This window comes from Candidimonas sp. SYP-B2681 (assembly GCF_003971065.1).
Lineage (GTDB): Bacteria > Pseudomonadota > Gammaproteobacteria > Burkholderiales > Burkholderiaceae_B > Pollutimonas.
On the sequence record NZ_RYDV01000004.1, the window covers coordinates 303459 to 316208 of the forward strand.

Annotated in this window: 10 protein-coding genes; 7 read left to right on the forward strand and 3 right to left on the reverse strand. The window is 56.7% G+C overall.

Annotation, left to right across the window (positions count from 1 at the left end; genetic code table 11):
- Positions 1–167: 167 nt before the first annotated feature.
- The gene (locus EKL30_RS10905; protein ID WP_126707252.1) at positions 168–1283 is read right to left on the reverse strand and encodes a PLP-dependent cysteine synthase family protein; all 1116 of its coding nucleotides are present in this window, start codon (positions 1281–1283) and stop codon (positions 168–170) included.
- A gap of 73 nt (positions 1284–1356) precedes the next feature.
- Positions 1357–3051 carry a thiamine pyrophosphate-binding protein gene (locus EKL30_RS10910; RefSeq protein WP_126707253.1) on the reverse strand — a complete coding sequence of 565 codons (1695 nt, stop codon included), beginning with the start codon at positions 3049–3051 and terminating at the stop codon, positions 1357–1359.
- Positions 3052–3299: 248 nt separating this feature from the next.
- On the opposite strand from EKL30_RS10910, the gene EKL30_RS10915 reads away from it, so the two are divergent.
- Positions 3300–3992, forward strand: a complete 693-nt coding sequence (locus EKL30_RS10915; protein WP_126707254.1) for a GntR family transcriptional regulator — start codon at positions 3300–3302, stop codon at positions 3990–3992.
- A 28-nt stretch (positions 3993–4020) separates the two neighbouring features.
- Here EKL30_RS10915 and EKL30_RS10920 read toward each other — a convergent pair whose 3' ends face one another.
- On the reverse strand, positions 4021–4746 hold the full coding sequence (locus EKL30_RS10920) for a GntR family transcriptional regulator (protein WP_126707255.1): 726 nt from the start codon (positions 4744–4746) through the stop codon (positions 4021–4023).
- Positions 4747–4937: 191 nt separating this feature from the next.
- On the opposite strand from EKL30_RS10920, the gene tcuA reads away from it, so the two are divergent.
- The 6 genes from tcuA to EKL30_RS10950 all read left to right on the forward strand — a co-directional run bounded on the left by tcuA (position 4938) and on the right by EKL30_RS10950 (position 12711).
- The gene (gene tcuA, locus EKL30_RS10925; protein WP_126707326.1) at positions 4938–6356 is read left to right on the forward strand and encodes an FAD-dependent tricarballylate dehydrogenase TcuA; all 1419 of its coding nucleotides are present in this window, start codon (positions 4938–4940) and stop codon (positions 6354–6356) included.
- Positions 6357–6420: 64 nt separating this feature from the next.
- Positions 6421–7569, forward strand: coding sequence for a tricarballylate utilization 4Fe-4S protein TcuB (gene tcuB / locus EKL30_RS10930; RefSeq protein WP_233583030.1), 1149 nt, complete (start codon positions 6421–6423; stop codon positions 7567–7569).
- A 407-nt stretch (positions 7570–7976) separates the two neighbouring features.
- Positions 7977–9425, forward strand: coding sequence for an aldehyde dehydrogenase family protein (locus EKL30_RS10935; RefSeq protein ID WP_126707256.1), 1449 nt, complete (start codon positions 7977–7979; stop codon positions 9423–9425).
- 59 nt (positions 9426–9484) lie between these two features.
- Complete coding sequence (locus EKL30_RS10940) at positions 9485–10477, forward strand: tripartite tricarboxylate transporter substrate binding protein (protein WP_233583013.1); 993 nt, start codon at positions 9485–9487, stop codon at positions 10475–10477.
- Positions 10478–10552: 75 nt separating this feature from the next.
- Positions 10553–11524, forward strand: a complete 972-nt coding sequence (locus EKL30_RS10945) for a tripartite tricarboxylate transporter substrate binding protein (RefSeq protein ID WP_233583015.1) — start codon at positions 10553–10555, stop codon at positions 11522–11524.
- A gap of 23 nt (positions 11525–11547) precedes the next feature.
- Complete coding sequence (locus tag EKL30_RS10950; RefSeq protein WP_233583017.1) at positions 11548–12711, forward strand: iron-containing alcohol dehydrogenase; 1164 nt, start codon at positions 11548–11550, stop codon at positions 12709–12711.
- The last annotated feature ends 39 nt before the right edge of the window (positions 12712–12750 follow it).

Below are 12750 nucleotides of genomic sequence, written 5' to 3' on the forward strand. Positions count from 1 at the left end.
GTAGCTTGATGTCGATCAATGCCATCGATGACGTAGTTGAGTACCTGCCGCTCCACGGTGGCTCGGGCCAGCGTCATGCCAACCCCGGTAGGGCTAGAATTTACCACTAATTGCGGATGATTATCATTAACCTTAGCGGCGATGGGCGAGAACAGACGAGAGATGAACTACCGGTGCGTAAAGGCGTTGGTGCTGCGCATGCTTTCGGCCAGCTGCCACGGCATGGCGTCTCCCCGGTCGGCGCATGCGGTCAAGGCTTCCAGCGCCGGCGCGATATCTAGCTGTTGCGATTGCAACCACGCGTCGTCGTAGTAGGTTCCCATATAGCGCTCTCCACTATCGCACAAGATGGTGACAATCGACCCCGTCTGGCCTGCCTCATGCATTTGTCGGGCTAAATGCAGGACAGCGATAAAGTTGGTGCCAGTCGAGCCTCCACTGCGCCGCCCCAGGCTGTTGTGCAAATATCGCAGGGCCGCAAGTGAAGCAAGATCGGGCACCTTCACCATGCAGTCGATCACGCTGGGAATGAACGATTTTTCAACGCGCGGGCGCCCGATGCCTTCGATGCGCGAGCCTTGCTCGTGGGATAGGTTGACATCGCCCGATGCATAAGCATCAAAGAATACCGAGTTCTCGGGATCCGCCACGCAAACGCGGGTATCGTAGCCGCGGTAGCGTATATATCGACCTATCGTGGCGGTCGTTCCGCCCGTTCCACAGCTGCAGACCACCCATGCCGGTATGGGGTGCTGCTCTTGCCGCATCTGATTAAAAATCGATTCGGCGATGTTGTTATTGCTGCGCCAATCGGTCGCCCGTTCCGCATAGGTGAACTGGTCCATGTAATGGCCGCCCAGCTCACGTGCAAGTCGCTCGGACTCACCGTAAATTTCGTGCGACTTATCGACCAAATGGCAGTGTCCGCCATAGAACTCGATTGCGGCAATCTTTTCGACCGAGGTGCTACGCGGTATGACGGCCACAAAAGGCAGGCCTATAAGGCGGGCAAAATAGGCCTCGGACACCGCAGTCGAACCGGATGACGCCTCGATCACAGTACTGTGCTCGTTCAGCCAACCATTGCACAGCGCATACAGGAATAGCGAACGAGCCAGCCGATGCTTCAGGCTACCGGTGGGATGGCTGGATTCGTCCTTCAAATACAGCTGAACCCCCGGATAGGCCGGTAGAGGCACGGGAATCAGGTGGGTATCGGCCGAACGATTGAAATCGGCTTCTATCTTCGATACGGCTTGCTGGACCCACTTCTGCTGTGTCATCGTTTCCATGTCCAAAAAATGTCGAGGCAGTACCAATTATTGCCGATTAGACGGCTCACGACATTGCCCCTGCTTATCCCATCCATTGACTGACCGGCACGGCCGTATCCTGAAGTTCTTGGGAAATTACATCGACAAGCGCCGGACCGTCGTGAGCCAGCGCCGCCTTGATGGCGGTATCGACATCGGCAGGATCAGAAACGGTCCAGGATTTGACGCCGAACGCCTCTGCCACTTTGGCATGGTCGGTGCGGCTGAAGTCGACCGAAAAATAGCGCTGCTCGTAGCCTTCTTGCTGACTCGCTTTAATCCAGCCGAAGACGCTGTTCGAAAAAACAATCATTTTCAATGGAATATTGCGGCGTACCAGCGTTTCGAGTTCACCGCAGGTGAAGCCGAAACTTCCATCGCCCATTACGGAAACGACCACTGCGTCGGGCCGGCCGAACGAGGCGCCGATACCTGCGGACAGCGAGAAACCCAGCGCGCCGTGAGCACGATTGGTAATAAAGTGGCGGCCAGGCCTGCTGGAATTAAAGTATGCAGAGAAATAAGGACACGGCGTTCCGGGATCGGCCACCACCACGGCATGATCCGGCAACAAGCGGTTCAGGGCATCCAGCACGCGCTCCGGTTTAATCGGGGTAGTCAGCTCGGATGCCAGCGCCAATAGTGCCTTTTGCTTGGCGCTACGCGCTGTGTGCGTAATGGCCCGTCCGTCGGCCACCGCTGACGGACGCTGGTCAATGCGATCCGACACGGCTTGATTGAGCAGTGTCAGGGCCAGCAAGGCATCGCCGACCATGGCAACATCGGTCTTATAGTTCGTGCCGATCACCATAGGATCCGCGTCAATATGCAAGATAGGGATGTCGCGTGATGGAAAGCGCCAGTGTTCGGTTGTCGTGGACCCTGCGCGGCATCCGATAAACAATACCAGGTCGGCCCCCGCGACAACGGCACGCGTTGCGTCCGTTCCGCCATTGGCCCCGATTACGCCCGCATTCAAAGGGTGGGTATCGGCGAGGCTGCCTTTGCCGCTGATCGTGGTGCAGACCGGCGCATTCAAACTGGTCGCCAAAACATCAAGCGCTTCGCAGGCGCCCGATAACACGACGCCGCCGCCACACACAATAACTGGCGCTTTCGAGGCGACCAGCTTGGCGGCCGCCTTCTCGATATCGTCGCCATTCGGAGCGCTGCGCATTGCCGGGAAGGTATCGTGGCCTTCTTGCGCCCATACGGATGCAGCGTCGATCTGCTGCTTCTGTACATCGTAAGGCAGGCATATGTGCGCAGCGCCCGGCTTGCCAGTGGTCATTGCACGGAAGGCGCCACGCACGGCATCAGGGATTTCTTCAACACGATTGACCGTGGTATTCCACTTGGTCAGCGGACGATATAACGCTTGCTGGTCCAGTTCCGTCAAAGGAAATTTGCCGCGTGAAGTCACGGACACGTCTGTCGTAATCCCCAGAACGGCGATTGACGATTCGTTGGCTTCGACAAGGCCGGGTAACAAATAGGTGGCGCCGCCACCGCTGGGGCCTTCGCAGACGCCCACTTTGTTCGTGACGCGCGCATAGGCGTCTGCCATATAACCAGCGCTGCGCTCGTCGCGAGCGAGTATATGATCGATGCCATGATCCAGACGCGCCAACGCATCGTAAAACGGCAAACTGGTATCGCCACACAGGCCAAAAATATGCTTTACGCCATTTAATTGCAGCATGCGGACTAACGCATCCGCGCCATTTATTTTGCTCATCACATCTCCTTTGGGGGCAAACTGACAGACTCGTCATTGACCATGACATTGATTTAGTCAGCTTGCGATTCGCGTGCGCCACGCTTATCCGCTGACCGGCGAATTTATTTAAGTATACATAACTATATACTTAGAAAACCCGCCATATGCTGCGCGTCTGATTTCAGCCTGCGGAGCCCCAGCGTGAATTGACGCCGGCCGCAAAATGGCGTTTCATTAAGTATGTTTTTAGGTATACAGAAAGATAAATGTCGAGTTCCAAATCAACCAAGCCGGATGCCAAGCCAAGTCAACGCGGCCGGGGCGCCGATGTGTTCACCGCGCTACGAAACATGGCGATCTCTTATCAGATGAAGCCCGGCGAGCGCCTGAATGAACTGGAACTTGCAGCGCAGTTCGGCGTCAGCCGCACGCCCGTACGAGAGGCACTGACGCGGCTCGCCAGCGAAGGCCTGCTGATGGAATCCACCCGAGGCTACGTACGCAAGCCGCTGGATATCCAGGAAATGGCCGATTTGTACGAGGCCCGCATGGCAATTGAACGCGAATGCCTACGACTGGCCTTCGAACGAGCGTCGGAACAGCAGCTTCAGGATATTTCCGAATTTCTAACAGCCAGCATGGCCACTCCGGCGACCGCCTCGAGCGAGAAACTGGTCGAACTGGATGAAGGATTCCATTTGCGAATTGCCGACATGGCGCGCAATGCAGAACTCAAGCGCATGTTGATCAGCCTGAATGAAAGACTGCGCTTCATCCGCTGGATCGACATGGAAAATGTGGGTCGGGAATCCACGCAACAAGAGCATTCGCAGATCGTTGACGCGCTGATAAAGCGAGATCAGGAAAGCGCACAAGCCGTTTTGACTCAGCATATTGGCAGCAGGCGCGAGCGTATCGTTGCCTCGATCACCCAAGGCCTGGCTCGCATCTACTTATGATGCAGTCTGCACAGGCCCCTAGGCAGCGTCAAAGATTTTCCGCAACGCCAGGTATAGGAGCAGCCTGGTCCTGAGCCGCAGGTACCCCAGGTGCATTAAAGATGCTGTCTAAGCGGATCCGATAGGCCGAAATAATATGTGCGCGAGCCGCCAATTCGGCCGCTTCCGGGTCGCGCCGGGACAACGCATCGACGATTGCCTGGTGCTCGGCGCGAGAACTCTCGGCGCGTCCGGGGGCGGCCAAGGTAGTCCGACCCAACAGCATCATCGATTCTTGCAACGAATTCAGGGTCTTCAATAAATAACGGTTATGGGCGCAGCGATAAAGCGTGCCGTGAAATAGCCGGTTGTTCGCCGCCAGGTCTTCGGGCTTGGTCAGCAGCGCATCGCGCTGATTGATCTCATTCAAAAAATCGATTTCAACATCCGACGCATGGCGCGCCGCCAGTCTGGCGGCCGTACCTTCAAGCACCTCGCGCATCGTGTAGAGCTCGCTGGTCATGGAATAGTCAAGCTCGGTCACCACCAGCCCGCGTGCTGAATCGTTCACAGCCAGGCCTTCGACCTGCAATCTGCTCAGCGCTTCACGTATGGGTGTTCGGCTCAGACCCATGGTTTCCGCCAGTTCAATTTCGCGCAAACGCGTGCCGGGCGCCAATCGTCCGGCCTCGATTCCATCGACAATGAATTGATAAGCCTGATCGCTGCGCGATACGCCTCGAAGGACTTGGGCTTCAGTGGTACCTGATGTCATGTGTGTTGCTGGCCTAAAGAAAAGATATAGGGCGAAGCACCAAATGTAGCGCTTCACTATGGCCAGTATCCTCGATTAATCATTTTAACGCAGGATGAAATGCGATGGTATACTTTTGTATACAGCAGCATTCATAAGCCCTTCCGGGCGTGTTGAAGAGAAAAGGAGCAAACGTGGGGCAAGGTTCTCCGGTGTACGACGTACTGGTAATTGGCGGCGGCAATGCCGCTTTATGCGCCGCGTTGACGGCAAAAGAAGCAGGTGCAAGCGTATTGATGCTGGAATCCGCGCCACCCGAGTGGCGAGGGGGAAACTCCTCTCACACGCGAAATTTGCGCTGCATGCATGATGCACCTCAAGATGTCTTGGTAGACGCCTATTCCGAAGAAGAATATTGGCAAGATCTGCTTAAGGTCACGGGCGGCATCACAAACGAAAAGCTGGCGCGCATGGTGATACGCGCAACATCGTCCTGTCGCGACTGGATGCGCAAGCACGGTGTCAATTTCCAAAATCCCTTATCAGGCACGCTACATGTCGCCAGAACGAATGCGTTCTTCATGGGCGGCGGAAAGGCGCTGGTCAACGCTTACTATCGCAGCGCCCAACAGCTCGGTGTCGAGATCCGCTATAACGCACCTGTGGACTCCATTGAACTGGTCGACGGCAAATTTGTCGCTGCCCGCATCGGTGGCGAGCGCATCGAGGCTCGCGCCTGCGTCATGGCCGCCGGCGGCTTCGAATCGAATCGCGAATGGTTGCGCGAGGCTTGGGGCCAGAACGAGCGCGGTGAATGGCCCGCCGACAACTTCCTGATACGCGGTACTAAATTCAATCGTGGCGTGCTTCTGCGCCATATGATCGATGCCGGTGCCGACGTAATCGGCGACCCTTCGCAGTCGCACTGCGTAGCGATCGACGCTCGCGCACCTTTATACGACGGCGGCATCTGTACTCGAATCGATTGCGTATCGCTCGGCATTGTCGTCAATAACACGGCCGAACGTTTCTATGACGAAGGCGAAGATTTCTGGCCGAAACGATACGCGATATGGGGCCGTTTAGTGGCGCATCAGCCAAACCAGATCGCCTATTCCATTATCGATGCCAAATCGGTGGGCAATTTCATGCCGCCAGTGTTTCCCGGGACGCAAGCCAATTCGCTGTCCGAACTGGCGTCCAAACTAGGTCTGGACGTCGATACCTTTACCCGCACGGTGAGCGAATATAACGCTGCCTGCCGCGTCGGGTCGTTTGATCACACCGTGCTGGACGATTGCCATACCGAAGGCCTTGATGTGCCCAAGACACACTGGGCCCGTCCGCTGGATACCGCGCCCTATTACGGCTATGCGCTACGACCCGGCATCACGTTTACGTATCTGGGCTTGAAGGTCAACGAAGATGCGGCGGTACATTTCGACGGCGAGCCTAGCGAGAACCTGTTTGTGGCAGGGGAAATGATGGCCGGCAACGTGCTCGGCCAGGGCTACACCGCGGGTGTAGGGATGTCTATTGGAACCGTGTTTGGGCGTATCGCCGGCGATCGCGCCGCGGCGGCTGCCAAACAGCACAACATGCTTAAAGGAGGCAAGCGGGATGTCGCTTGATAAATTAATGAGCGAAGCCAAATCCTTGGCTTCTGGTCACATAACAGAATCCGCCGAGCTCGTGATGGGTGACGGCGCTGCTTGCGGTGGCGTATCGCCCGCGCTGGCGTTGCTCTCGGCCGATGAAGCCGAAGCGGCGCGCATCTTGCAGATCTGCAACGCTTGTCGCTATTGTGAAGGATTCTGTGCCGTATTCCCGGCGATGACGCGGCGTCTGGAATTCGGCAAGGCCGACATCAACTATATGGCGAACTTGTGCCACAACTGTGGCGATTGTCTGCATGCCTGTCAGTATGCCGCGCCACACGAATTTAATGTCAACGTTCCCAAAGTCATGGCGAAAGTGCGTGTACAAACTTACACCGACTACGCATGGCCGCCCACCTTGGGCGCGCTATACAAGCGTAACGGCTTGGCCGTATCCCTCGCGATGGCAGCCGCAATCGCCCTCTTCTTGATTCTCGCCGTCGCCATGACGGGCAGCTTGCTGCACGAGCCGCTCGCGGGCGATTTCTATGCAATCTTTCCGCACAATATGCTGGTGCTTATGTTTGGCGCCGTCTTCGGATTTTCCGTCCTTGCGCTGGGAATCGGTGTTTCCGGCTTCTGGCGGCAGGTCTCGCCCGGAAAGGCATCGGGCCCAGCCGTCATAGAAACGACAAAAGACGTCCTGCGGCTGCGGTACCTGGATGGCGGTCATGGAAAGGGCTGCAATAACGAAGATGATGCCTTCACCCTGTGGCGGCGCCGGTTTCATCACTTCACGTTCTACGGATTCATGTTGTGCTTCGCTGCGACCAGCGTGGCAACGCTTTATCACTATCTGCTGGGATTGCCGGCGCCCTATGCCTGGACCAGCTTGCCGGTGATTCTGGGGACTCTGGGTGGGATCGGCCTACTGATAGGCCCGGCGGGCTTATTGTGGTTGAACTTCACTCGTCATCCCGAACATGGTGATGACGCGCAAAAGCCCATGGACCGAGGCTTTATCGTCCTGCTTTTCCTGATCAGCCTAACGGGTCTGGCACTACTCGTTCTACGCGATACCCGCTATATGGGTCTGCTTCTGGCGCTTCATCTTGGTGTGGTGATGGCCCTGTTCCTGACCATGCCCTACGGAAAATTTGCCCACGGCATATATCGCAGCGCCGCCTTGCTTAAATGGGCAATCGAAAAGCGGCAACCCCTAAAGGTGAAGTTGGGTTCCGACTAAAAGCGTCAAGCTTTCAGTTCTAAAAATCCTCAAGCGTCTCGGAGCCAGCAATAGCTGGCTCCTTTTTTATGCACGGCGGCGCAACCAGAGATATCCGATCTCAATGGTGCCGGCATGCAGCGCATGCACCCTTTCCCTTGTCCGCCACCCTCGCGCGACTTTCGACATTCGAAAGAACGGAACCCTACTTTACCCTCCGGCATCAAATGAAACGTTTCCATTTGCGTGTAAATTTAGGGATATATTGACGGGGGAGATATGCAACATTCCGTTGAACCACAACCGCAAAAAGTAAGCCTACGGGATTGCGGCTGGCAGAACAGCTAGGTATACTGCCACCTTTGGGCCTAAACGCCACTCTGAAGCCACCTCAGTTTACTCAAAGATTTATCGGAGCTATTTCTCGCATGACAAAAATAACGTTTCATAATGAATGGATGGCACCTGACGGGTGTCTGATCAATGGGGAATGGATTCAATCATCCGAACAATTTGCGGTTCTTGATAAATTCTCTGGTGAAAAAGTGGCTGATGTGGCAGCAGCCGATCGAAAAATGGTTACCACGGCCGTTCAGATTGCGAAAGCTGCCGTAGACCGTGGAGCGCCCCCGCCCCATGAACGAGGGGTCGTGCTGCGCGAGGCCGGCCGTCTGCTTGAACAACACCGCGCTCGCTTCGTAGGGGCAATGGTCGCCGAAGCCGGATTCGTGACGTCAGATGCCAACGGAGAACTGGATCGCGCCATCATCACCTTGAATCTATCGGCCGAAGAAGCCACTCGCTTGACCGGCGACATCGTGCCCTTCGCCGCGAGTCCCGGAGCGCACAATCGGATTGGTTTCACGATGCGCTTTCCCATCGGCGTCGTGTGCGCGATAACGCCCTTTAACTCGCCTTTGAATACCGTTCTGCATAAAGTGGCACCCGCCTATGCGGCAGGTAACTCCGTCGTGCTCAAGCCCTCGGCCTACACGCCGCTGACCTCAGCGCTATTGGCCGAAGTGTTGCTCGAGGCCGGAATGCCCCCTGCCTTTTTAGCTGTGCTGCAGGGCGAAGGCGACACAGTAGGTGCGTGGTTGCTCGAAGAGCAGGACGTCGCGTTTTACACCTTTACCGGCAGTACTCGGGTCGGACGCATCATTCAGCAGTCCGCCGGTTTGCGCCGTACACAAATGGAACTGGGCAGCATTGCAAGCACGATTGTGTGTGCCGATACGGATCTGGATCGCGCCATTCCAAAAATTGCGAACGCAACATTCCGAAAAGCCGGTCAGGTGTGTACTTCGGTCCAGCGCCTGTATGTCGAACGCAGTATTGCCGAGGAAGTTGCTGCACGTCTGGTCGAATTCGCAGGCACTCTGACCGCAGGCGAACCGCGCGATCCCGCCTCTCGGATCGGTCCATTGATCACTGAAGCGGCCGCCATCCGCGCCGAGAGCTGGGTACAAGAAGCTCGCGCTCAGGGCGCCCGGGTGTTGTGTGGCGGCCAGCGCAACAAATCGGTTCTGACGCCTGCTGTATTGGTTGATGTGCCCGATGAAGGCAGCGCCTGGTGCAAGGAAGCCTTTGCGCCGTTGGTGTCGATCCGTCCGTTCGATAATTTCGACGAGGCGATCGCCGGAGCCAACTCGACACCGTTCGGACTCTCTGCGGGCGTGTTCAGCCAAAATATCGACCGTTGCCTGAAAGCCGCCCGCAGTCTGCGCTTCGGGACGATACAAATCAATGAAACCTCAAGCGCGCGATCCGACGTTATGCCGTTTGGTGGAGTCAAAGACAGCGGCTTCGGCAAAGAAGGCCCATGGCATGCCATGCGGGAAATGACCGAAGAACGGCTGATTACTTTCAACCCTTAATTTCTAACAACAATACGGGCTCTGAACGTTATGTTCCGAGTCCAATCAGGAGACAAAATTTGTTCACATCCAATTTGCGGCGCGTCGCCATGCTGGCAGGCATCTGCATGTTCGGTTCGATAGTCGGCACGTCCGCCGCGGCCGCCTACCCCGACCGCGCACTAACCATGATCGTACCGTTTGCCGCCGGCGGACCAACTGATGTGTTGGCCCGTGTTATTGCCGACGGCATGTCGCGCGAGCTTGGCCAAACGGTCATTGTCGAAAATGCGCCCGGAGCCGGTGGCACCGTGGGATCGTCGCGCGCAGCCCGTGCACCAGGCGATGGCTACACTTTACTTATCGGCAACGTTGGCACGCTCGCCGCCAATGTTTCCTTATATAAGAAACTCCCATTTGACGTCCTTCGGGACTTCACGCCTATCGGCTCGGTAGGGGATGCGCCGCAAATAGTCAGTGCTCGCCCAGATCTCTCCGCCAACGGTCTGGATGAATTCGCCACGTACCTGAAGACTCATTCCGCGCAAATGAACGCAGGGTCTGCGGGCGTGGGCTCAGGCTCATTCCTAGGCGCACTGATATTGAATTCGGCCCTGGGCGAGAAGGTCGAGATCGTTAACTATCGCGGCGCCGGTCAGGCACTGACCGACGTCATGGCCGGCCATATCGACTACATGGTCGACAGCAGCACGACGTCCGTTTCCGCCATTCAAGCTGGCAAGGCCCGCGGTATTGCTGTGCTACGGGCAACGCGTATCAAGGCCCTGCCCGATGTGCCGGCAGCCGGCGAGTCTAGCTATTCCAATCTGCACTACGACATCTGGAATATGGTGCTCGCGCCCAGTGCAACGCCTAAGGACAAGGTCGCAAGGCTGGGTCAAGCCTTGCAATCCGCTCTGCGTGATCCGGCCGTCGCAGAACGGCTTGCCGCGTCGGGTATCGAAATGCCCGCGACAGATCATCAGACTCCGGACGGCGCAGCCAAGTTACTGCAGGACGAAATTGAGCGCTGGCGCCCGCTGGTAAGCGGCTTGAACATCGCGCTGGATTGACCACTGAACCACCCGAATTCCGGGCAAATCAAACTACCTAACTCGTCAGAAAACCAGAAAAAGGAAATACCAGAGATGTTGACACTCATGAAACTAGGAGCCGGCGTGCTGGCTGTATTGGGCCTCGCAGGGCAGCCAGCATTGGCGGCCGAATGGCCCTCCAAGCCCATCACATTAGTGGCTCCGTTTACTCCTGGCGGCACCACCGATCTCGTGGCACGCGCGGTGGCTCATCAACTGCAAAACGAGTTGGGCCAGCCTGTGGTTGTCGAAAACAAGCCTGGCGCCGGTGGCACCTTGGGCGCAGCCTATGTGGCACGATCCGCCGCTGACGGGTACACGCTATTGCTCGCCAATGTCGGCCATGCCGCGGCAGCCGCACTATACAAAGGCCTAAGCTACAACTTCCAGAATGACCTCGACTCGATTACCAGCGTAGCCCATGTACCGAATGTCCTTATCGTCAATAAATCGCTCCCGGTAAATTCGGTCGCCGAGCTGCTCGAATACATCAAGCAACGGCCTGGTGAGGTCAATTACGGCTCTGCTGGTATCGGAAGCACACAACACTTGTCCGGCGAGTTGCTGAAATCGTCGGCGAAAATCGATGCTGAACACATACCCTACAAGGGTGCGTCGCCCATGATGAGCGACTTGATCGGCGGGCGTCTGGCGTTTGCCCTGGATTCCGCCGGATCGGCCGCTGCCCAGATGGCCGGCGGCAACGTCAAGGCATTGGGCGTGACCACGCTCAAGCGCGCATCAGCGTTCCCCGATTTGCCTACACTTGACGAAGCCGGCGTACCTGGCTATGCCATGACTACCTGGTATAGCCTTGCCGGGCCTAAGGGTCTGCCGCCAGAAGTGGAAGCAAAAATACACGCAGCGGTGGTCAACAGCATGAAGAACCCTGCCATGCAGAAAATACTCGCAGGCATGGCAGCAGAACCCGGTGGCACTCCGCCAGCCGAATTCAAAAAGTTCGTCGCTGAAGAAAGCACTCGTTGGACTGATCTGGTTTCAAGCTCGGCCATAGCCCAAAACTGACACTCCAGCCCGCGAGAACCCCCATGCAACTTACCGACGTCACCACTTTCTTCTGTCCGACCCGTATCTATATGGGTATCGGCGCCCATGAAAAAATTGCCGATGCGATACGCCAGTATCGGTGCGAACGGATCTTCATCGTCCTCGATGCGGCATTAGAAGGAAGTGATTTTTACGCCCGCGTCAAAGCGGTTCTGCTAAACCACAACGTAACGATCAGCACCTATACCGAGATCGAGCCCGATCCAAGCGCCCACACCGTGGAAAAGGCGTTCGCCGTATGCCAGGCCAGTAAGGCCACCGTGATACTGGCCATCGGCGGCGGCAGCGCCATGGACGTGGCAAAAGCAGTGGGCATTCTCGCGACAAACGGCGGGCGCATTCATGACTACGAGGGAATCGAGAAGTTTACGACTCCGCCTCTACCATTGATCGCCATCCCTACAACCGCTGGAACCGGCTCCGAAGTTTCAGGCTCTTGTGTCATTACCGATACCGAAAAAAACCTGAAAATGTCGATCCGGCATGCAGCGCTTAATCCAGCTGACATCGCCATTCTGGATCCCCTGGCACTGCGCACCGTTCCGGCACATGTTGCAGCCCACTCGGGCATGGATGCGTTTGTGCACGCATTCGAGTCCTATATTTCCCGACAGTCCAACCTGATCACCGACGCCATCAATTTGCAAGCCATAGAACTGATCGCAGCCAATATTCGGCAATTCGTGGCGAATCGCGACAATCTGGAAGCCGGCCTGAATATGCTTTGCGGCTCGGCACTGGCTGGCATCACCTTTGGCCAGACGGGCCTGGGCAATGTTCACTGCATGGCGCGTTTTGTGGGGGCTTACTTTCATTTGTCGCACGGCTTATCCAACGCGGTTTGCCTGCCACATGTGGCGGCTTTTAACTTGCCAGCGAATCCCGCCAAGTTTGCACGGGTCGCACAAGCCATGGGCCAGCACGTGCAAGGCATGCCGACACTCGATGCTGCCCATAGCAGCATAGCCGCCATCAAGGCGCTGTGCACCGATCTGGAAATTCCTGGCCAACTTAGGGACGTGGGCGTCGACCCAGCCAAGTTCGAGGAAATGGCTGCACTGTGCACACAAGCCAACTACAATCGGTGGAATCCCCGGCACACCACCACTCGCGACTTCCTGGCGCTCTTTCAAAAAGCTTTTTGATATTCAGGCGGCCGATCTCCGCAAGTAGCAAAGTGTGGA

Coding starts and splice junctions, on each gene's coding strand:
- EKL30_RS10915 (WP_126707254.1), top strand. CDS start 3,300: ATGTCGAGTTCCAAATCAACCAAGCCGGATGCCAAGCCAAGTCAACGC.
- EKL30_RS10950 (WP_233583017.1), top strand. CDS start 11,548: ATGCAACTTACCGACGTCACCACTTTCTTCTGTCCGACCCGTATCTAT.
- tcuB (WP_233583030.1), top strand. CDS start 6,421: ATGGGTGACGGCGCTGCTTGCGGTGGCGTATCGCCCGCGCTGGCGTTG.
- EKL30_RS10920 (WP_126707255.1), bottom strand. CDS start 4,746: ATGACATCAGGTACCACTGAAGCCCAAGTCCTTCGAGGCGTATCGCGC.
- EKL30_RS10910 (WP_126707253.1), bottom strand. CDS start 3,051: ATGAGCAAAATAAATGGCGCGGATGCGTTAGTCCGCATGCTGCAATTA.
- EKL30_RS10905 (WP_126707252.1), bottom strand. CDS start 1,283: ATGACACAGCAGAAGTGGGTCCAGCAAGCCGTATCGAAGATAGAAGCC.
- EKL30_RS10945 (WP_233583015.1), top strand. CDS start 10,553: ATGTTGACACTCATGAAACTAGGAGCCGGCGTGCTGGCTGTATTGGGC.
- EKL30_RS10935 (WP_126707256.1), top strand. CDS start 7,977: ATGACAAAAATAACGTTTCATAATGAATGGATGGCACCTGACGGGTGT.